Origin of the sequence: Micromonospora sp. NPDC049275 (genome assembly GCF_043197115.1) — a bacterium.
GTDB lineage: Bacteria > Actinomycetota > Actinomycetes > Mycobacteriales > Micromonosporaceae > Micromonospora.
Genome location: NZ_JBICSN010000001.1, coordinates 154,812 through 177,333, shown reverse-complemented (window position 1 = coordinate 177,333; position 22,522 = coordinate 154,812). Strand labels below are relative to the sequence as shown.

Annotated in this window: 23 protein-coding genes; 12 read left to right on the top strand and 11 right to left on the bottom strand. The window is 67.8% G+C overall.

Going from position 1 to position 22,522, the window contains the following annotated elements; genetic code table 11:
- The first annotated feature begins 17 nt into the window (after positions 1-17).
- Positions 18-1,313, top strand: a complete 1,296-nt coding sequence (locus tag ACGFIE_RS00860; protein WP_393289657.1) for a cation:proton antiporter — start codon at positions 18-20, stop codon at positions 1,311-1,313.
- The gene (locus ACGFIE_RS00855; protein ID WP_393289655.1) at positions 1,310-1,717 is read left to right on the top strand and encodes a nitroreductase family protein; all 408 of its coding nucleotides are present in this window, start codon (positions 1,310-1,312) and stop codon (positions 1,715-1,717) included. Before ACGFIE_RS00860 ends, ACGFIE_RS00855 begins: the two co-directional genes overlap by 4 nt.
- 284 nt (positions 1,718-2,001) lie before the next feature.
- Here ACGFIE_RS00855 and ACGFIE_RS00850 read toward each other — a convergent pair whose 3' ends face one another.
- Positions 2,002-2,886, bottom strand: coding sequence for a hypothetical protein (locus ACGFIE_RS00850; protein WP_393289654.1), 885 nt, complete (start codon positions 2,884-2,886; stop codon positions 2,002-2,004).
- 892 nt (positions 2,887-3,778) lie between these two features.
- Between ACGFIE_RS00850 and ACGFIE_RS00845 the strand changes: the two genes are divergently transcribed.
- Positions 3,779-4,513, top strand: a complete 735-nt coding sequence (locus ACGFIE_RS00845) for an HAD family hydrolase (protein WP_393289652.1) — start codon at positions 3,779-3,781, stop codon at positions 4,511-4,513.
- On the opposite strand, the gene ACGFIE_RS00840 is transcribed toward ACGFIE_RS00845, so the two are convergent.
- Complete coding sequence (locus ACGFIE_RS00840) at positions 4,510-5,772, bottom strand: helix-turn-helix domain-containing protein (protein ID WP_393289650.1); 1,263 nt, start codon at positions 5,770-5,772, stop codon at positions 4,510-4,512. The genes ACGFIE_RS00845 and ACGFIE_RS00840 overlap by 4 nt on opposite strands.
- A 161-nt stretch (positions 5,773-5,933) precedes the next feature.
- On the opposite strand from ACGFIE_RS00840, the gene ACGFIE_RS00835 reads away from it, so the two are divergent.
- Positions 5,934-6,551: a class IV adenylate cyclase gene (locus ACGFIE_RS00835; RefSeq protein WP_393289648.1), complete on the top strand. Its 618-nt coding sequence runs from the start codon at positions 5,934-5,936 to the stop codon at positions 6,549-6,551.
- A gap of 425 nt (positions 6,552-6,976) precedes the next feature.
- The gene (locus ACGFIE_RS00830) at positions 6,977-7,687 is read left to right on the top strand and encodes a creatininase family protein (protein ID WP_309232006.1); all 711 of its coding nucleotides are present in this window, start codon (positions 6,977-6,979) and stop codon (positions 7,685-7,687) included.
- A gap of 106 nt (positions 7,688-7,793) precedes the next feature.
- On the opposite strand, the gene ACGFIE_RS00825 is transcribed toward ACGFIE_RS00830, so the two are convergent.
- The 8 genes from ACGFIE_RS00825 to ACGFIE_RS00790 form a co-directional block, all read right to left on the bottom strand.
- Entirely contained in the window at positions 7,794-8,252 is a 459-nt protein-coding gene (locus tag ACGFIE_RS00825) for a PPC domain-containing DNA-binding protein (RefSeq protein ID WP_393289646.1), read from the bottom strand.
- A gap of 10 nt (positions 8,253-8,262) precedes the next feature.
- On the bottom strand, positions 8,263-9,297 hold the full coding sequence (locus tag ACGFIE_RS00820) for an asparaginase (RefSeq protein WP_393289643.1): 1,035 nt from the start codon (positions 9,295-9,297) through the stop codon (positions 8,263-8,265).
- Positions 9,298-9,357: 60 nt separating this feature from the next.
- Positions 9,358-10,878: a helix-turn-helix domain-containing protein gene (locus ACGFIE_RS00815; RefSeq protein ID WP_393289640.1), complete on the bottom strand. Its 1,521-nt coding sequence runs from the start codon at positions 10,876-10,878 to the stop codon at positions 9,358-9,360.
- Between the two features lie 212 nt (positions 10,879-11,090).
- Positions 11,091-11,885 carry an endonuclease/exonuclease/phosphatase family protein gene (locus ACGFIE_RS00810; RefSeq protein WP_393289637.1) on the bottom strand — a complete coding sequence of 265 codons (795 nt, stop codon included), beginning with the start codon at positions 11,883-11,885 and terminating at the stop codon, positions 11,091-11,093.
- Between the two features lie 15 nt (positions 11,886-11,900).
- Entirely contained in the window at positions 11,901-12,500 is a 600-nt protein-coding gene (gene tmk, locus ACGFIE_RS00805; RefSeq protein WP_393289635.1) for a dTMP kinase, read from the bottom strand.
- Positions 12,497-13,600 carry a radical SAM protein gene (locus tag ACGFIE_RS00800; RefSeq protein WP_393289633.1) on the bottom strand — a complete coding sequence of 368 codons (1,104 nt, stop codon included), beginning with the start codon at positions 13,598-13,600 and terminating at the stop codon, positions 12,497-12,499. Before ACGFIE_RS00800 ends, tmk begins: the two co-directional genes overlap by 4 nt.
- Positions 13,597-14,577 carry an aminoglycoside phosphotransferase gene (locus tag ACGFIE_RS00795; protein WP_393289631.1) on the bottom strand — a complete coding sequence of 327 codons (981 nt, stop codon included), beginning with the start codon at positions 14,575-14,577 and terminating at the stop codon, positions 13,597-13,599. The genes ACGFIE_RS00800 and ACGFIE_RS00795 overlap by 4 nt, the downstream gene beginning before the upstream one ends.
- A complete protein-coding gene (locus ACGFIE_RS00790) occupies positions 14,574-15,161 on the bottom strand; it encodes a metal-dependent phosphohydrolase (protein ID WP_393289629.1) in 588 nt (195 codons plus the stop codon). Before ACGFIE_RS00790 ends, ACGFIE_RS00795 begins: the two co-directional genes overlap by 4 nt.
- A gap of 36 nt (positions 15,162-15,197) precedes the next feature.
- On the opposite strand from ACGFIE_RS00790, the gene ACGFIE_RS00785 reads away from it, so the two are divergent.
- On the top strand, positions 15,198-15,644 hold the full coding sequence (locus tag ACGFIE_RS00785) for a hypothetical protein (protein WP_278124660.1): 447 nt from the start codon (positions 15,198-15,200) through the stop codon (positions 15,642-15,644).
- Here the strand turns inward: ACGFIE_RS00785 and ACGFIE_RS00780 are convergent.
- Positions 15,634-16,224 carry a hypothetical protein gene (locus ACGFIE_RS00780; RefSeq protein ID WP_393289627.1) on the bottom strand — a complete coding sequence of 197 codons (591 nt, stop codon included), beginning with the start codon at positions 16,222-16,224 and terminating at the stop codon, positions 15,634-15,636. The two genes, ACGFIE_RS00785 and ACGFIE_RS00780, sit on opposite strands and share 11 nt — an antisense overlap.
- 379 nt (positions 16,225-16,603) lie before the next feature.
- On the opposite strand from ACGFIE_RS00780, the gene ACGFIE_RS00775 reads away from it, so the two are divergent.
- The 6 genes from ACGFIE_RS00775 to ACGFIE_RS00750 are packed head-to-tail and all read left to right on the top strand — an operon-like array spanning position 16,604 to position 22,515.
- Complete coding sequence (locus ACGFIE_RS00775; RefSeq protein ID WP_203147232.1) at positions 16,604-16,819, top strand: hypothetical protein; 216 nt, start codon at positions 16,604-16,606, stop codon at positions 16,817-16,819.
- Positions 16,820-16,839: 20 nt separating this feature from the next.
- A complete protein-coding gene (locus tag ACGFIE_RS00770) occupies positions 16,840-19,338 on the top strand; it encodes a nitrate- and nitrite sensing domain-containing protein (protein ID WP_393291231.1) in 2,499 nt (832 codons plus the stop codon).
- Complete coding sequence (locus tag ACGFIE_RS00765) at positions 19,335-19,742, top strand: roadblock/LC7 domain-containing protein (RefSeq protein WP_393289625.1); 408 nt, start codon at positions 19,335-19,337, stop codon at positions 19,740-19,742. The genes ACGFIE_RS00770 and ACGFIE_RS00765 overlap by 4 nt, the downstream gene beginning before the upstream one ends.
- A gap of 24 nt (positions 19,743-19,766) precedes the next feature.
- Positions 19,767-20,327 (top strand): hypothetical protein, encoded by a 561-nt coding sequence (locus ACGFIE_RS00760; protein WP_278124655.1) that lies wholly within the window; start codon positions 19,767-19,769, stop codon positions 20,325-20,327.
- Positions 20,324-21,679 (top strand): ABC transporter substrate-binding protein, encoded by a 1,356-nt coding sequence (locus ACGFIE_RS00755; protein WP_393289623.1) that lies wholly within the window; start codon positions 20,324-20,326, stop codon positions 21,677-21,679. The genes ACGFIE_RS00760 and ACGFIE_RS00755 overlap by 4 nt, the downstream gene beginning before the upstream one ends.
- Positions 21,680-21,699: 20 nt before the next feature.
- A complete protein-coding gene (locus ACGFIE_RS00750) occupies positions 21,700-22,515 on the top strand; it encodes a class I SAM-dependent methyltransferase (RefSeq protein WP_393289622.1) in 816 nt (271 codons plus the stop codon).
- The last annotated feature ends 7 nt before the right edge of the window (positions 22,516-22,522 follow it).

Sequence of the window (22,522 nt, the reverse complement as noted above, 5' to 3'; positions counted from 1 at the left end):
CGCACCCTGGAGATCCCATGTTGCCGCCCGACCCGCTGCTGCCTGTGCTTCTCGCCGTACCGGCCGTGATGCTTGCGTGCCACGTCGGCGGCCGGGCCATCCGCCGAATCGGCCAACCGCCCGTCATCGGCGAGATCCTCGTCGGAATCCTGCTCGGCCCCTCCCTGCTGGGCTGGCTCGCACCCGATCTGCAACACCACCTCCTGCCGCCCGCCGTCCTGCCGGTCGTCTCAGCCCTCGGCAGCCTTGCCCTCCTCACCTTCCTGTTCCTCATCGGCGCCGAACTCGACCTGCACACCCTTCGCAACGCCAGACACGCCGTCGTCACCGTCAGCCTCGGCAGCATCCTGCTGCCTCTAGCGCTCGGGGCAGCCCTCGCCCTGACGATGTATCCGACACTGGCCCCGAACGGCGTAGGACGAGCGCCGTTCGTCCTGTTCGTCGCCGTCGCCCTGAGCATCACCGCCTTCCCGGTCCTCGCCCGCGTGCTCGCCGACCGCAACCTGGAGACCACTTACCTCGGCGCCTTCGTGATGGCATGCGCGGCCATCAACGATGCGATCGCCTGGTGCCTGCTCACCGCAGCCATCGCCCTGTCCACCACCGGTAGCCCTCTGTCCGCCCTCGCCGCCGCCGCCCTTACCGCCGCTCTGGCTACAGCCCTCGTCCTGCTACGCCCGGCCATGCGCAAGCTGCTGGCGAGCGCCGGGCGCAGCTCCGACGAGTTCGTGCTAGTGATCCTGTGCGCCGGGCTCTTCCTGACCGCGTACACCACCGATCAGATCGGCGTCCACCCAGCGCTCGGTGCGTTCCTGTTCGGAGTAGCCATCCCCCGTGGGTTGGCACCCGTCGAGCGCAGCGCCGCCCGCATCCGTGCTGTCTTCGTCCCCGTCCTGCTGCCCCTCTATTTCGCCGACATCGGTCTACGTACCGACATCGCTAACCTGCCCGCCGGACAGTGGGGCTGGGCTATGGCGGTTCTGGCTGTCGCCGTCGTCGGCAAATGGGGCGGGGCGGCAGGAGCCGCCCGGCTCACCGGTGTCGACTGGCGATGGGCCGCGACCATCGGCACGCTGATGAACTGCCGCGGCGTGACCGAACTCGTCGTACTGGGGATCGGTCTCCAGATCGGCGTCATAACTCCACACCTGTTCACCATCTTGGTCCTCATGGCCGTAGTGACCACCGCAGCAACCGCCCCACTGCTGAACCGCCTCGGCGCCGCTGATCCCCGGATGTCGCCCGCGCCAAGGCGCCGGGAGGGGTCCGACCCCGGCCCTTCAGCATCAGACAACCCGAAGGCGGCACGATGACCCGGGACCTCGTCCTTGAGGCGATCCTCACGAGGCGCAGTGCCACGAGGCTCACCGAGCCGGCGCCCGGCCGCGAGGAGCTGCTCGAACTCGTCCAAGCCGCAGCCACCGCCCCGGACCACGGCCGGCTCCGGCCGTGGCGGCTGATCGTCGTCGAGGGCAATGACCGGGTGTTGCTCGGCGAAGCCCTCCGCTGTAGCGCGTCGGACCCGGCACAAGCGCGCCGGGCGGCAGCGAAGCCCACGCGGGCACCGCTGCTCCTGTCGATCGTCTTTCGCCCCGAACCCAACCACCCGATGGTGCCCGAGTGGGAGCAGCTGGCCGCCGTCGTGGCGATGGTGCAGACGCTGCTGCTCCTGCTGCATCCCCGAGGCTGGGTGCGATCTGGCGCACCGGGCCGGTGATCGAGCAACCCCCGGTTCTCGAGTACCTCGGCCTCAGGCACGATGAGCGCATGTTGGGCTGGCTGTACATCGGCACCCGGCCGGACGGTCCCTCGGTCCATCCCCGCGAACCCGTCGACATCCAGTCCAGGATCAATTGCCCTGGCCAACCCACGGATCGATGATCCGGCCATTCGGCGGGCAGTCGCTCTGATGGTCACTGTCAAGGGGCAGAGTCGTGCATCCGGCGAGAGTGATGACCGCACTTCAGTCGACGGTCAGGGGCGCCACGAGGGCCGCGGCGATTAGAAGTCATGCAGCGGTTGGCCTTCGGCGACCCGGGCGAGTCGGTCAACGATGCGCCGGCTCTTGAGGTGCCGCGAAGCCTCAACCGCGCGCTTCAAAAGTGCCGTGCGCTCGGCCTCCTCGCCCCGCAGCCGCGCGAGTTCCGCACCGGTGATCAGTAGCTCTACGCTGTCGCGTGTGCGCTCCTCTGGCATGTCCAGAGCCACTTGCAGCGCCTGCGATCCCGGAACTGCTAGGCCGGCCATCGCAAATGCCCACGCAGCCTGGCCTTCCAGCTCTGGCCGGTCCAACCAGAGCAACCAACGAGGACCGACGCCAATGCTAGCCCGGCTGAAGGCATCCCGAGCACGCTTCACCGCAGCCAGCGTCTGTTGGGGATTCCCGATGAGCGCCCATGCCCTGGCCTCGGTGATAGCTGCATAGGCCCTTACCAGGGCGGGCGCGTCGGCAGCGGCGAATACCGCGCTGCGCGCATGGGTCACAACGGCATCGCGATCACCGCGTGCCCCAGCTAACCGGGCTTGATGGATGTACCCGCGCGCCAGGCGGCCACGGTCGCCGACCGCTTGGGCCAGCCGAATCGCCTGGAGGTCGTAACGCTGAGCAAGCCCTGGAAGCTGATCGTCGTAGGCCATGCTCGCCAAAGCGAGCACCGCGTCCGCGACGCTTCCGTAGAGCCTCCGCCCGCGACGAGCGGAAAACGCTCCGTGCAGCAGCGGAGTAGCGTGCAGGTCCAGGAATGCGGCAAACACACTGCGGAAGCGGCCTCCGCCATGCCGCGCGTCCAGTCGCCCATAGAGGTCAGTGTGCAGCTCAAGCAGTTCGACGTCAGCAACCGAGACTCGCTGCCGCCCCCGCCCAGCGGTTTCCGCGTCGGGCAACATGACCAGTGCGTTGTGCAATGCAGGCGCGGAGGTGACTCCAGCCGACATCCGCCGGACAGCGGCGCGCCCAGGCACGGAATCGAGCTGCCAAAGCTTAGGCAGGACCCGCACCGCGTGCTGAAGATCTCCGTACTGGAGAGCTTCCGCACCGACATCCGCCACCCCGCCCGGCCATCCCAAGCTTTCCGGTGAGACACGGCGTCGCAGCGCGACGGACAGCACTAGACAGGCCGGGCCTAGGAGCTCGGGAGTAGGGACCGCACCGTCGCACCAACGCGAAACCGTGCTCGGGCTGACCGCTCGTGGCATTCCGATCGCCTGGCAGCGCTCACGTACGCGTTGGGCGAAGCCTGAAACCGACCAGCCAAGCTCTGCCAGAAGCTCGCACAGCGCTTCGTTGCGGTCTTTCTCAGGGCCCAACGGGGCGCGTCGCACCACACCACTCCCGTCCACGCCTCCTGGTTAGGGTGCCGACTGGCGCGTCAATGACAGATTCAACTCGGGGTGCCGGAAGCCCAAGAAGAATTTTCCGGATAGCGGGTCGTCCTTACCAGCGCGGACAACCCGCCCCGGCCTGTTGGGAAAGACCCATTGACAATCGCCGACCCTGGCCGCTGTCGGACAGGCCTGACATCCGACTACGACAATCCGCCGACACCGATTCCGACACCACCAGCACTGAGCTCAGCGCATCAGGAGGCGTGGCGCTCCCGCGCGCCGGGAACGCATCGCTGCGGCGGGCCCGCACGGTGGTCGGCTCCGCGGCGTGCTCAGGGTCATTCCGCCACCCCTTCACCGGCGGCAGCAGGTAACCACCGCCCCATCAGAGCGGAGGAACTCAGCCAGTTCCCGCTGCACTGCCCGAGCCCGTACCCCGTGCGACGATGCTTCTATGAACCGCAGCAGCGCCGGCTTGGTCATCTGGGATGTTGACGGGACGCTCATTCCCGCGGACTTGCGCTGGTTGACGCGTGCGATCGCTCGTGCGTACGGCATCGCGCAGTCCGAGGTCGTCTTTCCTGACAAAAAGGTGCATGGGTATACGGACGAGTCGATCGCCGTCGACACGGCGATAGCCTCGGGCGTGGACCCGTCAGCTGCGGAGGCAGGCATACCCGCGTTCCGTCAGGCCATCGCCGCGGTCATGCAAGAGGGTCGGCAAGAGTTGGCTGAGGTCCAGCCGCCGTATCCAGGTGCCGCAGCGAGCATCGCGGAGTTGCAGGACCTCGGGTTCATTCAGACCGTACTGACCGGCAACCTGCGATCGGCCGCTGACGTGAAGCTGCACGTGGCGGGCTTGGATGAGTTTATTGATCTTCGCATCGGCGGGTTCGGGTCAGACGCTCGAGACCGCTTCCAACTCCCAGCGGTCGTAGCTCAGCGCTACTTGGCGATCTACGGTGTCCCGCTCGATTCCGCTCGGGTGATCGTCATCGGGGATGCGCCAAACGATATCGCTTGCGCACGCCACGCCGGCTTCCGTGTCGCTGTCGTCGCTCACCGGATTGGGCGTCAAGAGCTGGCATCCTACGAACCTGACCTGGTACTCGACAGCCTCGACCCACCGACGGTGGTGGCCGCCGTGAGTTCGCTGGTGAGTTCGGGCGGGTCGCCGGCTGCCTGCTAGGCGGCCATCTGCTCCTCAAGTTCGAGGACAATTGGCTCGTCGCTCCATCGGACTAGCCGCTCTCGGGCACGTTGAGCTCGTGCGATGCCCCGATGGTTTCCGCCGGCTTTCAGTCGATTGAAGGTGTCACCGAGCAGGGCACAGGATCGTTCCAGCTCGCCGGCCTCGGCGTAGGCGCTCGCGAGGTCCACTGCTGCTGCGAGGGCGACGTTCACGTTCGCCGGGTCGTGTTCAAGCGTTTGCACAGCACTTTCGAGCACCTCTACAGCCTGGTCGGGCTGGCCAAGAAGGAGATGGCAGGTGCCCGCATAGACGTGGAGGCGGGCATTGCTCCAGTCGCTGTAGAGACCGACACAGTCAGCCGGTGACAAGTCGTTGACCGCTGCTTCTGCTCGCTTCAGAGCGGCGGAAGCCTCGCGTGGAAGCCGCAGGGCGGCATAGGCCTGGGCCTGCTCGGCGGCTATCCGAGCTCGTGCGGCGGGACTGAGATCTGTGGATGCCTGGTCGGCCTCGTCGAGCAGCCGCAGGCCGATCATGACGTCACCATCGGCTTCGATCAGCGTTGCAGCTTCGAGGTTGCTCTCGAACATTCGTGCGGTCGCGCTGATCCGGCGGTCACCGAGCCTGTCGCCCAGCTGGCGGGCGTAGGCGCAGTGAGCGATTGCGAGAGCACGGTTACCCCGCGCGCTCCACAGCCTGCTGGCGACGACCGAAGCTTCGCCGAGCATAGCTCCGATATCAGCACGGATGGGCGCACGGCCGGCTTTGCGATAAAGCGTCGACAGGCATTCACGGTGCGCCTCAATCAGCCCCAGAAGCACGTCAGGTGACACAGCCTGGCGTTGCTGCGCAAGCATGTTGGTCAGAGTAGAGAAAGTGTTCCACTCGCCCACCAGGTAGTCGCCGCGTGGCCTGAGGGCAAACGTCTCAAGAGCTGTGGAGGGCGACGGCCCCGGCGTAACCTCGAACGGCTGAGGTGCAGGCATGCCGCTCGGCACCTGCCCGAAGCTGATGTGCCGGATTCGATCGTACTCTCGGGCCAGGCTGCCGCCGGTGCGCAAGATCTCATCGCTTCGGGACCAGAAGCTTCGTCCCACTCGCTGACGTCCGGTTTCCACGTTCGCGATCGTGCTTCGTCCGTAGTTGGTGAGAGGCGCGAACGTCTCTTGTGTGTAACCGGCGACTTTGCGGCTGCGGGCGAGCATCTGACCAAGAGTGAGCCATGCCGCGGCGATTTCCTGGGGTGAATCGTTCGGCATCAGCGGCTCCGGATCGATACGACGAACGTCCGCGCGAGGCGAGACGCGGTGGCGTGAGGGCACTGTAGCTGCAGAGGCGCCGTGCGTCGGGTAGTCGCCGGCTGGTTCCAACATTCTTCCGACAAAGTTCCGACATCACCGTCGCGGTGTTTCGAATCCGCGTGACCGCGATCCTCGTATGCTGCCTGCTCGTGACCCGCGCGCTAGCCAACAATGATCATGAGGTTGAAGCCAAGTACCACGTCAGCGACCTAAGAGAGCTGATCAAGGCGCTCGCCCAGCGGCAGGTGGCGTTGACAGAGCCGTCGGTACAGGACGACCAAGCGTACGCGCCAGCCGGCTGGACGTACGGGATGTCGAAAATCGGCGTTCCGTTCGCGCGTCTACGCACGCAGGAAGGGCGCCATCTGCTCACTGTGAAGAAGCCGATCGACAACGAGATGGCATGTCTAGAGCACGACTGCGTCATCCACGACCGTGACGCGATGCACGCTGCTCTCACCACGATGGGTTGGGTGCCAACCGTGCGAATCGTCAAGCAGCGCCGAACCGGCGAGTGGGACGGCGCGACGGTATGCGTAGACGTAGTCGACGGCCTCGGCACGTTCGTCGAACTGGAGCGTCTGGTTAGCTCCCAGCATTCGGGCGAGCAGGTGCAGCATGGGCTTGATGCGATGATTCGTTCACTGGGCGTGCCGGTGCTGCGGATCGTGGACACCTACGACACGTTGATATGGAACCTGGCGAGCGCTGCTGCTAGAACATCGGCCCCGGCCTGACGTGGTCGAACCCACGCCTGACGCCGTCCCGGCTGCGAACTGACCGCCAGGCTGGATCTGCTGATGACACCGGTCAGCCTGAACTGCGGCACCCGTTAATCGTGCACCGCGATCGGGCTTTTTACAGGGACGGCATCGCTGCCGACGCGGGTGGTCGGTGTGATGGGAGCGAACTGCTCGCCACCCATCGGCCCGCCTGACCATGGCCGCCGCCTGCCCATCGGCGGCGGACTCGCCTGAATAGATTCGCGGTTCCGCTCCAGGCGCAGCACCTCTGCGAGGTCCGGCGGGACGAGCTGCCGCACCTCGGCATTGCTGGCCAGCAGAAGATTGCGATGCTGCGGAGTGCGGAGTTTGAAAGGGCTTCCGGAGAGATCGCTCGGGCGCGCGGACAAGGCCGTCGCCGCTCGTGGCAGGCTGTCCGGGTGACCTTCCTGCTTCCGACCGCGACGTCTGGTGACGAGCGTGTCCGTGCTGCGCGGACGGCGGTGTTGCCGGTGGGCAGCTTTGAGCAGCACGGAGAGTTCCTGCCCTTGATCACGGACACGGCCGTTGCGTGTCTGGTGGCTGGGCGGGTTGCTGAGGACTATCCGGTGTTCTTGCTACCGCCGCTGACGATTTCGTGTTCGCACGAGCATGCGGGGTTCGCCGGGACAGTGAGTATTAGTGCGCGCACATTGCTCACGGTGATCGAGGATGTCGACGAGTCCTTGCGGGCTTCGGGCGTGGAGAACTTGGTGATCGTGAACGGGCACGGGGGGAATTACAGCCTTCGCAACGCTGTTCAGCAGGCCACGACGGTCCGGCGGCGGATGGCGTTGTTCCCTGCCGCGGAGGAGTGGAACACCGCGCGGGTCGAGGCGGGGTGTGAGACCACCGCTCACGAGGACATGCATGGCGGGGAGCTTGAGGTCTCCCTGCTGCTGCACGGGGCGCCGCAGTTACTGCGCGAGGGATACCAGGCGGCTGACCATTTGGCGGACGAGCGCCCTGATCTGCTCACGATTGGGATGCGCGCGTACACGTCGTCCGGGACTATTGGGCGGCCGTCGATGGGCAGCGCGGCCAAGGGTGCGGCGGTGCTGGACAGTCTGTCTCGGTCGTTCGCCCGAGTGCATGAACTGCTGGAGGGGTGAAGCGGTCGTCGACGCGCCGTCCTGGGTCACGTCACCGATGCGCTGCCACACCCTCTGATCAGGTACGTCAACTAGGTTTTCGTTACGCCGTCGCAATCGATCGTCTTCAGGGGAACTGTAGGAGTGGCACTCCGTAGAGGTCGGCTTGGCGGACGCGCGTCATGGTTGGTTCGACAATCTCCACGATGATCATTTCGGTGAGGAATTGAACGGTCGCGGCGAGCAGGTGGCTGGTGTGGGCGGTGGCGCTGTGTGCTTTCAAGCCGACGGTGAGGTGGATGTGCGGCTCGATTGTGTCGGTGTCGGGGTTGTAGGCGAGGGTGCCGCCGCCGAGGGCCTCGATATTGGTCAGGTGGACTTTGGTCCACACGGGGGCGTCGGGGTTGTCGAGGCGTTCGCAGGTGCCGACGATGTCGGCGGTGGCGAGGCCCGCAATAAACGTGGGGATGTAGCCCTGGCGGATGTCATGGGTGCGGCAGGTGCGGTCGAGGGCGTCGTAGAAGTCTTCCCCGTGGTCGAAGACGGCGACGATGGTACGTCCGGTGACGACTTCGCGGCTGCGCAAGGGGGCTCCTTCAGACGGTCGGGGCGTTGGTGGGCGGCTGCTGCGGCCATGGCCACGGCTCGCCGGGGTAGGCCACGGCGCGAAACGCCGCTGCCGCCTCGTGGGCGGTGGCACCTGCGGCAAGGGTGAGATGGAGCAGGATCCGGGCCTTGTAGGGGTCGAGGAAGCCTGCGGGAATGAGTCCGCGTTCGGTGAGATCCCGCTCGGAGCCTGGGAAGCCGTAGGTGCTGGTGAGCACAGGTCCCGCACCGATGCGGGAGGTGAGGACCACGGGTATCTGCTGGGCGAGCGCCGTGAGGGTGGAGACCCAGGTGTCCGGGACGTGCCCGACGCCGAAGCCAGCGATGACGAGGCCGTCAAAGTGGGCTGCCGTTGCGGACAGGTAAGTCGCGTCGTCGCCGACTGTGGCGGTGTAGAGGCCCACGCGCGGCTGGCGTACGGGTGTCGGTACAGCGTGGCGGTGGGCGGTGTGGCTGAGGAAGCGGGGTTCGCCTTCCACGACGTACCCGAGTGGGCCGCCGTTGGGTGAGGTGAACGCCTGAGTGTTGACGGAGTGCGTTTTCCGGACACGGTCGGCGGCGTGGATCTCGTCGGCCATGACGACGAGAGCGCCGCGGTCTCGGGCATGAGGGCTGGCAGCGACCCTGGTGGCGGCGAGAAGGTTGGCGGGCCCGTCGGGACCGGCGAGGGTGGGGTTGCGCATGGCACCGGTGACGACGAGGGGCTGCGGTCCGGTGTGCAGGAGATGCAGGTAGTAGGCGGTTTCTTCGAGGGTGTCCGTGCCCTGGGTAATGATGATGCCGCAGGTGCCTGCGGCGGCGGCCTGGTGGACGCTCCGGGCCAGGTCAGCCAGGTCGGCGAATGTCAGGGAGGCGCCGGGGCGGCTACGGAAGTTGACGACGTCGACCGCGATGCCGGTATCGGCAAGGCCGGGCACAGCGGCCACAAGATCGCCGGCGGTCAGTGCGGGGACGACGCCGTTGCCCTCTGAGGTGGTCATGGCGATAGTGCCGCCAAGCCCGAAGACCGTCACCCGCGGCGACACTCGCTTTCCCGATGACAATGTTCTGGCCTCCCGACGGCGACGATCATCGCTGTCGGAAGACTAGTCGGTCAATGCCGCGGCGTCGGCGAGGTAGCGGCAGGCGCGGTCGATGCCGGCGGTAGACAGATGCCTGCTGCGGGGCTGCACAACCTTGGCGCACCCCTGGTCGGCGAGGTCTCGGCAACGCCTGGCGAGCGTCTCCCAGTTCAGATCCAGGTACTCGGTCAGGACACGCAGGCGTGCGGGCGGAGACGCAGCGGCGATAACCGACCGGCCGCTGGCGTGGTTGATGGCCGCGCCGTACTGGCGCACGGTGCGGTGGTCGTCGGTGACGTCGACATGCCAGATGCCTTGGGCGCCAACCCAGTTGGCGAGCACCGCATGACGGTCACGATCCGTCACGAAGCCGGGTGTGCCTGCGTACTCCGGCTCGTCGGTGATGACGACCTCGATGCCGTACGACTCCATCAGTGCCACCGCCAACAGCAGGAGAATCCGCTCGCCGCGGGGGGAGGCGTCGACTGCCGCGCGAGGAATGCAGAACGCGCGGATGATGCGGTGACTTCCGGCGCGCGCGGCGGTGAGGTCCAGATACCTCTGCTTATGAGCGAACAGCAGCCAGGTGCTGGCTTCCTCGCCACGTTGTTCGCGGGTCCAGTAGGCGGGGGTCGAGGTGAGGGCGTCTGCGTGTCGGTGGATGTGTCCGGCGCAGAAGACCGACCCGAGCCACATCCTGCCGACGTCGCTAAGATCCGCGGCAAGATCGTGGCTGACCGCGGATCGGCTCATCTGCTCGTAGGAGGCCAGTTCAGCGGTGGCCTGCTCAATACGGGCGTCGTCGGCCAGAAGCGCTTCGTCAAGGTTCGCCACAGCCCACAACAGTGCGAGGACCAGCTCGTCAAGCTGGTACGCCTGCGGGATGACGAGCCGCGCGTCAGGGGCCGCCTGGGCGAGGCGTTGGCGGGCATGGCGGGCGTCCAAGCCGAACAGTTGGACACCTTGATCAGTTTCGATCCGCCCTACCACCAGACTCCGTCGCGGGGTGCGCAAGAGCCGGTCGTCGCAGTAGCCGGCCGGTACCGCCGCGAGAACTCGGCTGTCCTCGGCCACCGCAGGATGAACGTAGGCCGGTATCGCCAGTCCAGGAAAGAACCTGCCGTCAGGTGCCCACAGGTCAACGGCGTACGTCTGGGGGGCGAAATCGCCATTTGCTGCCTGGGGCGCGAGCAAGGAAAGCGCCGTTGGCCCGGGTGTTTCTGTGCGGGTGGCGACCGTGGCCCCGCGTGTGCGTCCACCGTCGAAATGTCCTGCGGTGTTGCGCGTTACCAATACTCGGAGCCGGTCGTACTCCGCTGCGAGCACACCGCCGGTATGCAGGATCTCGTCGCAACGAACCCAGAAGTCTCGGCCGATGCTCTGGCGACCGCGCTCCACGTTCGCGATCGTGCTGCGGACGTAGTGCGTTAGCGGCGCCAGCGTCTCTTGTGTGTAGCCGGCGGACTTGCGCGCTTCGGCGAGTCTTTTGCCGAGGTCAGCACGGGCTTGGGCGAGCTCCGGCGGCGGGGCAGCGGACACGATCACGCTCCGAGGAGGACGAGCGGGACAAGCTATCAAGACATGAGCATTGAGGTGACCTACCGTTACGACTCTAGCTGGATTCCGTAAAGAATCGTGCCAGGGAAGTCCGGGTTCACGAGGCGCAGCCCGCCGTCCGCTCTGCTCGGCTCCTTACCCCCAGCAGGCGGGAAGCGGACTCGGCGATGACCGCAGACGGTATTCGAGGCCGACACTGTTTAGAACAGTGCTGGCACGGCAGTAGTTAGCCGCTCGGCAACGGCGCGCGGGGTGACGTTGAGGGAGGCGGTGAGTGCCGCATGGTCGGTGAGCTTCGCCTGGCGGGGCTGGTGTAGGTAGGTGCTGGACACCACCGTAGGCATGAGCGCGGCGCCGACGTGGAGATAGTCGAAGCGGTAGCCGCTGCCATTTCTACCGATCCAGCTGTACGCCTGCTCGTCCGGGTGCAGGGTCCGGTGGACGTCGGTGAGCTTGAGCGCGGCGAGGGCGTCGAGGAATTCGTACTCGAAGGATTGGAAGCCGGGGTAGCGGGGTTGGTGGTCGCGGCTGATGACGTTGTAGTCCCCGCCGACGATCAGGTGTGCGCGGTCGTCGGCGGATAGCCGGATCAGGGCGTCGGTGACGGTGGTGAGGAAGGCTCGTTTTTTGGCGAGTTTGGCTGGTGCTCGGTCGCTGGAGGGGACGTAGAGGCCGAGGATCGTGATGTTGGGGTGGGTGTCGAGGGTGACGGCGGGGGCGCGGCCGGGCAGGCTGAGTCCGGCGGTGAGGTCTGGGGCGGGCCGGGTCGTGATGCGGCTGGCGATAGCGCAGCCTCGGTCGCCGTCGAGTGAGGGCTGGTGGGTGACGGACATCCCGGCCGCGCGGAGGCCGGTGAGCAGGTGCCGGGTGCCGGGTCCGTTGCTGGTTTCGGTCAGGATGATCAGGTGGTCGTCGCGCTGGAGTAGCCAGGTCAGTAGGTTCTGCGCGCGTGCGAGCGCGGCGGCCTGCACGTTGATCGTCAGGATGGACAGCACGGTGAGCCTCGCTGGTCAGGGGCCGTCGGCGGGTAGCAGGTCGAGGATAGTGTCCACGACCTGCTCGGGGGTGTGGCCGTGGCAGACGACGACGTGTTGGCGCCACTGCTGCCGGTGCAGGTGGGTTGCCGCCTCGCGGTAGAGGGCGAGCTCCTTCTCGGGTGAGCCGGCGAGCTCCAGCCTGGTGAGGTGTGGCCGAGCTGCCAGGCGGGTGCGGATGACCTCTGGGTGGTCTTCGAGGTAGATGACGGTGGCGGGTAGGACGTAGCGGTTGTAGGACCAGATCTCGCCGAGGTCGAGCCCGTCGATGCGTTGCAGCACCAGTGAGGAGGCGACATACCGGTCGGTGACGACGTGCAGTCCGTCGTCGAGGCGGGGGATGATCTCTGTTTCGATATGCGCTGCGCGGTCGGCGGCCAGGGCGAGGGCCAGGGCCTTGCCGTGGAGGAAGGACTCCTGCCGACGCAGGAGTTGGCCCAGGGGTGTGCGGGTGGGCTCGCCGGTCAGGTGGACCCCGGTCGATCCGTGTTCGGCGAGACGGTCGGCCAGGAGGCGGGCGATCGTGGTTTTGCCGACGCCATTCGGGCCCTCGACGGCGATGAACAGACTGCTCACCCCTTCGATGGCGACAGCGGCAGCAGGCGACGGCCGCTGGGTGCGGTGATGGGGCACTGCTCGGTGTCGACGTCGCCGATGCGACCACCTGCGGCGACGACCGCGGCCGGGCAGCCCTTGCCGCACTGCCCGGCCATTTGGCAGGAGCCGCAGGTCGGGTTGGCGCCGAGCCGGTAGCGGGTGTGGAAGTCGTAGGCGTCGAGGCTGGGAGCGGCCTCCCCGTCGAGGATGTTGCCAGTCAGGAACTCGGTGTCGCGGTGCGCTGAGGCGGGCGTGCGGGCGGCGAAGACCAGGTAGGGGCAGACGGCGACCTGCCCGTCAACGAAGACGTAGATCAGCTTGCCGGCGTCGCAACCACCCAGCGGAAGGTTGTCGTTGGGGAAGCGAATGCGCACGAGATCGAGCTGGTCAGCGAAACGGTCGGTCACCGCCCGGATCGCGTCCATGGCAGTCGTGGTCGCGGCGAGCTTGCTGCGGCTTTTCACTCCTCGGCCGAAGGAGGAGAGCGGGTTCATCAGCACGTATTCGGCGCCGACGTCGACGGCGAACGCGCACAGATCGGCGAACTCCTCGGGCGTGGTCAGCGCGTTGGGCGTGGACAGCAGGCCCTTGAGTAAGCCGGCGTCGGCGAACTTGCGGGTGGTCGCGACGGTGGTGTCGAACGACGACCGGTCGCCGCGGAATTTGCCGTGGCTTTCGGGCCGGAATCCGTCGAAGGACACGTTGATGTGTACGTTGCCGAGGGCGGCCAGGGCGTCGATGTCGGCGTCGCGGGTCAGCGTCGCGTTGGTGCAGATGCCCAGCGGTAGTCCTCGGTCGGCTACTGCCTGGCACATGGCGATCAGGTTGGGGTGCACGAAGGGCTCGCCCCCGGTGAGCGTGAGGCGTTCGACGCGGGCGTCGAGCAGCCGCGGCAGCACGCGGGTGGTGAAGTCGACCCGGGACAGGTCGGAACCGGCTGCGGTCGAGGACACGAAGCAGTGGGCGCAGTGCAGGTTGCAGCGTTCGGTGATCTGCACCAAGGCCTTGCGCCCGTTGCCTCCGACGGAGGTGCGGAAGTAGCAGGACGAGGCGTGGGTGTCGACGACGAGGCGCTTCACGAGGATCTTCCTGTAGTAAGTGATGGGCGGCTAGCGCTAATGGGCGGCGGTGCTCCAAACAGGTCCACTGCGCCCTGGAGTTGCCGGAGGACGACTTGGGTATGGCGCCGATCGGCGGAGGCAGGGTGGTGGCCAGCGGCGGCGGTAGTGAGCAGCCACCAGGCAGCCCACACGCGGTGCCAGCCCAGCGCCCATCGGGCAGCGGGAAGCCCGCCCCGGTCGGCTTCGGCGTCGGGATGGCCGCCTGCGGCGACGTAGGCGTGGATGAGTTTGGTGAGGAGTCGGGGTTCGGTGGGTGTGCGGGTGCCGAACCAGGTGGCCAGGTCGAGTAGGCCCGGTCCGGTGAATGCTTTGGCCCAGTCGACGAGGCGGCAGCCGGTGCGGCTGACGTGCAGCGACGTGCGGTGGAATTCGCCGTGGCACAGTCCGAACGGTGGTCGCTCGGCACCGTCGGCTCTGTGTTGTGCGGCGGCGGCGAGTCGCTGCAGCACCGCTTCGATCCCTTTCGCGTCGTGGGTGAAGCGCCCTTGTCGACGGAGCTCGTCTAACGCGTCGAGTCCTTGCTCTGGTAGCCGCGCCAGGCCCGCTTCGTCGAAGGCCGGGAGGTTGGGGATGGCCGCAGTGGCGTGAACCCATCGGGCCGTGGCGGCAGCCTCCGCGAACGTCGCGGTCCGGCTCGCCTCGCCCAGGTCTTCCATCAGCATGCCCACCCCGTCGGGGCGCATCGTGTAGCCGTTCAGCAGCGGGACTGGGGCTTGCTGGTTGTTGAGCGCGCGAAGGACGGTCGCTTCGCCGGTAAACGGTGTGGTGGCGATTTTGCAGATCAAGCTGCTGCTATCGAGGAAGAACCAGCGCTCTACCGAGGACAGCTCCCATGTCTGGATGATGTGTCGCCGCGTCGGTACTCGTCGTGATGCGGCGAGCAGGTCGCCTCGTAGCTGCGTGCAGAGCTGCTCGTCGAGCTTGTCGCTGCTCACCGCGCACCCACTCGCTGTGCAGCAGCAGTGGCGCGCTCGAGCGGCGTGAGGGCGGCGTCGAGATGCGCCGACATGCTGGCGGGCAGCTGAGGATGTGCGGCGTGTTGGAAGGCCCGGAAGTGCGGCAGTAGCCCGCACAGCACCGGGCGCCGGTCAAAGAAGTCCGGTGCGTTGCCCGTGCTTTGGGCCCGGCGTAGCAGCGAGGTCAGGGCGACAATCTTGTCGGCGGTGGAGGCAAGTAGCACCGGTTGGTCGTCGACGCGGATGGGCGGGTCGGGTTCGTCAAGGGCGCGGTGTTCGACCTGAAGGGCGGCGATGATCCGGGTGACCTCGGTCCCGTAGCCAGCGGTGAGGGTCTGGTAGACGTCCCGCTCTGTCGGGGCGAATTCCGGTGCGTCGTGTAGGAGCGCGGCGATGATGACGTCCTGTGCTGGGGCGGGGACGTGTTGCCCGATGGTCACTGCGACGCGCAGCGCGTGGACCAGGGCTGGTCGGTCGTCGATGGTGTGTCCCGCGCACCAGGTTCGAGCGTCGCGGAGGGCGCGGTCGATGGCGGCGGGGCGGGGAGGCGATAAGACCGTCATACCCTGGTACCTCCTGATTGCCGTACGATCGGCGGCATGTCGGGGCCCCTTCCGCAGTGGTGTGAACAGACCTGCGTGGTGTGTCCGGCTCAGCAGTTGGGGCCGGGCCAGTTCGATGTCATCGACCGGCCGGGACCCGAATTCGCGTACCGACCTGCGCTCGGGTGGCGGGCAACCGCGGACGGGGTCGCCGTCTGCGTTCATCCGTTCCGGGTGGGCCTTCCCGCCGGCCGGTACGCCTCGCAGGGGGAACTAGTCCCCGATCAGGCGCCCCGACCGACGCCGACGGCGGCGGCGCTGGAGATGCCCGCCGACGTGGTGGACCTGGAAGGCTGGCTCGTAGCCGTCTTGCGGCAGGCACCCGCCGAAGGGATCTTCGCCGCTGTTGCCCGCGCCGAGCGGCTTGCCGCCGAACGGTTCGGAGCGAAGAAGGCGGTGACGGCCCTGCGGCGGGTGCTATCAGTGGAGTTGGCTAACCGCTGACCCCGGCGCCGACCGGCTCGTTGGGGTCGAAGTCGAAGTCGTGGCTGCGTCCGTCGCGGCCGAGGCCGGCCGCCTGGTAGTGCTCGTTGAGCAGGTTGAGACGTCGGTTTACCTCGGCCGAGTCCAGCCAGTACCGCAGTGGTTGCTCTCCCCACCCGGCGGCGGCGTAGTAGGCGTCGGTGATGCCGCCGCGGGTATAGGTGAACTCCTCCAACTCGGTGGCATGGGGGAACACGACGCCCAAGTCAAGCTGCAGGCGCGTCATCAGCGTGAACTGGGCCAGCACGGCGTGGATCATCTCGTCCACCGGCGCCGGCACCAGCAGTTCAGCGGCGCGCTCGTCACCCCCGGAAAGGTCGAACACCGCTGCTTTGAGCGCCAGCACGCGCAGCGCTTCGTCCAGCAGCGGAGCGGCATCGCGCTCCAACGACCAACGGCTGATAGCCGGGTAGCCGGTGAACGTGGCCCAGCAGGTGGAGTACCTCATCGACGAGCTCTGCAGCCGGCCGTAGGCCGGGTGCTCCTGCATCTTGTCGAGGATCTCGGCAGCGCGACGGCCAACCTCGTCGACCTCTGGCATGGATGAACTGGTCATGGTGCATGCCCTCCCAAGGGGGTCGTGGACACGACGGACCGTCGCGCCGCATCGCGGCTGCGGTCCCTCATCGCCTGCTCAGTCGACGCGGGCGGTGACTCAAACATCAAAAGGCGTCACCGGTGGTGTCGATAAGGGATGTCATCCAGTTCCGACAATCCGCTGACATTCATCTTCGACGGATATTGCTGATGCCGGGAATGTTGGCGGATTGTCAAAACTGCTTGGCAGGGCTGGCCGACATTGATCGATCTCGTCTTAGGTCGCTCTATGCCGGCGTCACCGCCGCTGCTGCGCTGTACACACCAGCCAGCGATACCAACTCACCGAGGGAAGGTTCGCCGTGCCTGTTGCCAGGAGGTTCATGCCTCTGCTGATCACGCCGCTGGTGGCGCATTTGGCCATCGCGCCGCAGCTGCTGGTGTCGACCGGCCGGCAACTCTCCGCCGGCAGACCCGTCAACGAGCAGGCGCTTGCTACGGCGACCCTGTCGGCGACCGGGCGGCGCTCGCCCCGTGACACGGCGTGGAGCAGGCGTGGCTGCCGGGCCGCATCCACGGACAGTCGGGCGGCGGTGTGAGCGCGACCAGTGGCGGTGCGATGCGGGTCTCACGGGTCAGAGTGGGCCGCCGGTTGGCGGATATGTCGGTGCGGTGGAAGGCCGCGCTGATCGTGCTGCCGACTGTGCTCGTCGCGATGGTGTCGGCGGGCTTCGGACTGTGGTCCTCCGTGGGGGAAGCCCGGACCGCCGAGGGGGCCGGGGACTTGTTCTCCGTCGGTGCGTCGGCGACCGAGGTGACTCAGCGACTGCAGGCGGAGCGGATTACCGCAGTGGGTCTGCTGCTGCCGGGGTCGAAGGTGACGCCAGCGGATTTCGAGCGGGCCGTGCAGCGCGCCGATGAGGCGATCTCCCGATTTCGGTTTCTGCGAGGAGAACTCGAAGACCCGCCCGGGGGCGTGCGCGCTGTCCTGGCCCGCGCTGACGCCGGGTTGGCGGATGTGCAGGCGCAGCGGCAGCGGGTGCGCGGAGACGGCCCGGTGGCGCTGTCCGCCGTGGCATTCGGGTACCGGGTCGTTCTCGCTGATCTCGGTGATCTGCTGTCGGCGGTGGCGCAGAGCGGTGTCGAACCGCAGTTGGCGGATGAGATGCGGGCGTCGGCGGCGGTGTCGCGGGCCCGTGAGGCGGTGGGTCAGCAGCAGGTGGCGGTGTTGCAGGCAGTGGCGGCGCGCCGGTTGACCCCGGCGCTGCACGCGGAGATTGTGGCCGCCCGGTCCGGCCAGGACGAGGCGCTGCGCGAGTTCGACGCCTTGGCGCGCCCGTCATGGAAAGCGCGGTTAGGGCGGACGTTGACCGGCGCGGACGTCCTCGCCGCGGTGCGCCTGGACGGGCTGGTCTCCGGCACCGGCGTGTATGAGCCGGTACGGCTTCCGGGCGGCGCCGAGCAATGGAGCCGGGTGATGACCACTCGGGCAGACCTGTTGGCCCAGGTACAGGCAGCGGTAAACGCTGACATCGCGGCTGCCGCTGATGACCTGTGGATGGCCCAGGTGCGCGCGGCGGCGGTGCAAGCCGCGGTCTTGATGGTGATGTTGCTGGTCGCCGCGGTGACGGCGGTGCGCGTGGCCCGTTCGCTGGTTGCGCAGTTGTCGTCGCTAGAGCAGGGCGCACGCCGAGTCGCGGACGTGGAACTGCCAGCCTTGGTAGCGCGGCTGCGGGCGACATCGGATCCGGCGGCGGCCCAGCGGCTGGCCGAGGGCACCGATGGAGTGGCGGTGCCGGTTGTCGGCCGGGACGAGGTCGGGCAGGTCGCGAACGCGTTCAACCTGGTGTTGGCCGCGGCGGTAGACGCGGCGGTGGGGCAGGCACGGGGACGCGCCTTGGTCAGCGCCATGATCACCTCTGTCGGCCGGCGAGTACAGGCGCTGACCGATCAACTGCTCGGCAGCATCGATCGTCTCGAGCGTGACGAGGAAGACCCGGATCGGTTGGAGATGGTGTTCGCCGCTGACCAGCAGGCGACCCGGCTGCGCCGCTTTGGGGCGAATCTCCTGATCGTTGCCGGTGGTGGCCCAGGCCAGTCACAGCCGCATCCGGTGGTGCTCGCGGACTTGGTCAACGCCGCGTTGTCGGAGATCGAGGGCTTCGTCCGAATCACGATGGAGCAACTGGTCGAGGTCGAGGTCGATGCCCGCGCGGTTGACGCCGTGAAGTCGATCCTCGCGGAGCTGCTAGACAACGCGACCCGGTTCTCTGCCGCGCAGGTGCGGGTGTTCGCGGGGTGGTTGGGACATGACGTGCAGATCCTTGTTACCGATTCCGGTCTCGGGATGGGTGTGGAGCAACTCGCCCGTGCCAACGCAGTGTTGGCGAGCCCGGAGATGGAGGTTGCGGTCACTGACCAGATGGGCTTGGTCGTGATTTCCCGGCTGGCGGCCGAGTTCGGGGTGCGGGTACGCCTAGGTGCTACCCAGCCGACCGGCGTCACCGCCGAGGTCATAGTGCCGGCCGAATACGTCACCCGGGTGCACGTACGCGAGATCGTCGTACCGAGCCAGATCCAACGCCCGACGCGGCCTGCTCCCGCGCCGGCCGCTCATCCGGTCGCGGCGCCGTGGACGGGGACTGGCTGGACCGGTCCGACCAGGCAGACCCCGTTGGTGCCGGCGCCCCCAGCACCCCCGCAAACGGACGCGACGATGGAGCTGCCGCCCGTGCCCCGCCAGCGGGGCCCGATGTCCTTGCCGGTCGGCGCGCCGCGACCGCCCGATCCACCGATGTTTCAGGCGATGGCAGCCCAGTCGCCATGGCTGTGGCCGCCCCGCAGCGACGAGCGTGGCTTCAGCACCGATGCCGACGCGGGCTGGCAAGCGGCGGCGTCCGCCGCCGAACCAGCAACCGATGGACGCACTCCCTCCGGTCTGCCTAAACGTCGTCCCCAGGCGCACGTCGTCCCCGGTGGCCTCCCGGCGCAGCGGACCCCCTCGGAGCCCTACGTGCAGATCGACCCGGCGGCGATCCGGGCGCAGGTCGCCGGCACGATGCGCGGCCTGCGAGCCGCGCCGTCCACTGCCCCCCTCTCGACAGGAGAACGCCGATGAGCCTCGCCACTACTGCTCGCAATGCGCAGCTGTCCACCGTTCTGAACACTCTGGCCAACCAGATACCCGCAGTGGCCCACGTCGTCGCGGTATCCGGCGACGGCCTGCTGCTGGCCAGCACCGATGCGCTGGACACCGACCGCGGTGACCAACTCGCGGCGATCGTGTCCGGCCTGGTCAGTCTGGCGCGCGGGGCCACCGACCTGCTGCAGACCGGCGGCGTGCACTTCCAGATGCTGACGATGCGAGACGGGATCCTCGTCGTGCAGCAGGTGCCCGACGGGTCGTCTCTGGCGGCGCTCGCTCGCATCGACTGCGACCCGTCGCAGGTCGCCTACGAGCTGGCCACCATGGCGACGCGCATCGGCGACGCGGTCAGGCCAGGGCCGCGAACGGCCGGCTGAGCCGGCGTGCGGGCGGCGATGAGCATGAGCGCGGACTCGGGCGTGATCGGACGTGCCGCCCCGACGGTCAAGGTGCTGGTGACCGGCGGCGCGGGTGTGGGCAAGTCCTGCTTTCTGCGGGCCGCTCAGCGTGGCCGCTCGACGCTACCCGGCCAGCCGGGAGAGGTCGGAGAGATCGGTTACGCAACCCTGTCTACCGGCGCCACCGTTGTCCTGCACGTGACGCCGGAGCTGCGGCGCTGGTGGTGGATGTGGGACCACCTCGCGCTGGGCGCCACAAGCGCGGTCGTGCTGGTCGACACCACCCGCCTGCCGGTGTCCTATCCGGCGATGGACTACCTCGACGCCCGTGATCTGCCGTACCTGGTCGCGATCAACCGGCCGCTCGGCGGCACCCGCAACCGCCACGAGATCCGCGATGCCCTACAGGTCAGCGCGCAGGTGCCGGTCCTGACCTGCGACGCCACGGAACCCGCCTCCGTCCTGGCCGTCCTGCACCGCTCGGCCAGCCCTGTCGTACCACCCCAGCACCACGCACGGCCCTCGCACCATCCCCTCAGAACGGAAGGACGTCGACTCTCGTGACTCCTCAACCAAACGGCCGCCGGCACCATCGCTGGCGAGCGGCGATCGCCGTCATCGCTGCCACCACCCTGCTCGTTGTCGCCGGCTGCGCCGGATCGAGTCTCAGCGACGCGGATACCACCGCCACCGAGATCCGCATCGGCTTGATCGTGCCGAAGAGCGGGCCCTACAAGGCGATCGGTGATGACCAGGCCGCGGGGTGGCGGCTGGCCTTGGACAAGTTGGGCGGCAAGCTCGGTGGTCGACCCGTGAAGGTGATTGAGGCCGACGAGGGCGACGGCAAGGCCACCGCGCTCGCGTCGGCGCGCAAGCTCATCGAGCAGGACAAAGTCCTTGCCCTCGTCGGCGGGGGGACCGCCGACACGGTGCAGACCTTGTATCCGCTGCTGAACGAGTCGAAGGTGCCGCTGATCGGCATGGGTGGGCGGCCCTCCACGATCGCCGACCCGACCTATCTGTGGTCGACGTCGTGGCTGAGCCAGGAGACCGGCGCGTCGATCGCCGGCTACCTGCGCACGACGGTCGGCAACGGCCGGGTGTGGGTGATCGGCCCGGACTACATCGGCGGTCGTGATCAGATCGGTGGTTTCGTCACCGCCTTTCGCAAGGCGGGTGGGCAGTTGGCGAACCCGGGTGGAGAGCCGACGTGGACGCCGTGGGCGCCGGCGCCGACGACCGAGTTCTCCCCGTACCTGACGAAGATCAAGGAGGCCAAGCCGGCGGCCGTCTACACCTTCTACGCCGGTGCGTCCGCGATCGAGTTCGTCAAGCAGTACCGCCAGTACGGCATCACCACGCCGCTGTACGCCTCGGGCTTCCTGACCGAAGGCGCGCCACTGGCGGCGTTGAAGGAGCAGGCCAAGGGTATCTACACCGCCCTGAACTACTCGCCGACGCTGGACAACGCGGCCAACAGAGACTTCGTTCGCCGGTTCACCGCAGGTAACGACGGGAAGCTGCCGAACGTGTACCACGTCTGCGCGTGGGACGCGGCGCTCGTGTTGGACAGGGCCATCTCGGAAGCGCTCGCTCAGCCTGATGCCCCCGCGACTACACCCAGCACCACCGGCACCGCATCCGCCTCCAGCAGCCCTGCACCGAGCGGCAGCCCGGCTGCCAGCCGCCCGGCTGCGTCGTCCGCCGCCGCGAGTGGGGCGGCCACCGGGCTGACCTCGCAGACGCTCACCGCGGCGTTGCCGCGGGTGGGGTCGATCGATTCTCCTCGGGGCGCCTGGCAGTTCGGGCCGACGAACCACACCCCTGTGCAGGCGTACTACCTGCGGGAAGTGGCCCAGGACGGGCAGGTGTGGGTCAACCGCACCGTGCAGACGCTCACCACCCTCGGTTCCTGACTCCGAAAGGCATAGACACTATGAGCGCGACGACGACCGGTGAGCAGCAGGCCGGGTACATGTTCGACAACGCCACGGACGAGGCCGCCAACCAGCTTCGTCACCTCGCTGTGATCCTCGACGCTGGCACTCGCCGGACCCTGTTCGAGCTTGGGGTCGGGCCGGGCTGGAAGGTCACGGAGATCGGCGCCGGGGCGGGCACGCTGACGACCTGGCTGGCCGACCAGGTCGCCCCGGACGGGCACGTCACCGCCGTGGACCTCGACCCCCGATACATCCCCGGCGGCCCCAATGTCACCGTCCGGACCGGCGACATCCGTCAAATGGAGCTTGAGGGGTCGCAGCAGGCGATCGTCGCCCGTCTGGTGCTGATGCACCTGCCGGAGCGGGAGCAGGTCCTCGCCGACCTGACGCGCGCTCTCGCCCCGGGCGGCGCGATGGTGGTGGCGGACTGGGACTGCACCTGGCGGGACATGATCCGCCGCAGCCCCAGCCCTCGGGCCACCGAGCTGATCGAGCGGTTCCAGGACGCCCTGCTCGCCTTCGGCGAGTCCCGTGGGGCGGACATGGGCTGGGCGCAGCGGGCGCCGGAGGTGATGCTGCGCCTCGGCCTGGTCGACGTTGACAGCCGCATCGAGTCCCGCTCGTGGCGCGGCGGCACCGGCATCTGCCGGCTGCACCACTCCAACTCGATTCAGCGCGAGGCTGAGCTGGTCGCTGCCGGCATGAGCCTTGACGACCTGGTCGAGCTGCGGGAGGTGCTGATGGATCCGGAGCTGATGCTGTCGGGCTATCTGATGCACACCACCATCGGCCGGTGCCTCGCCTCCGCCTGACCTGCGT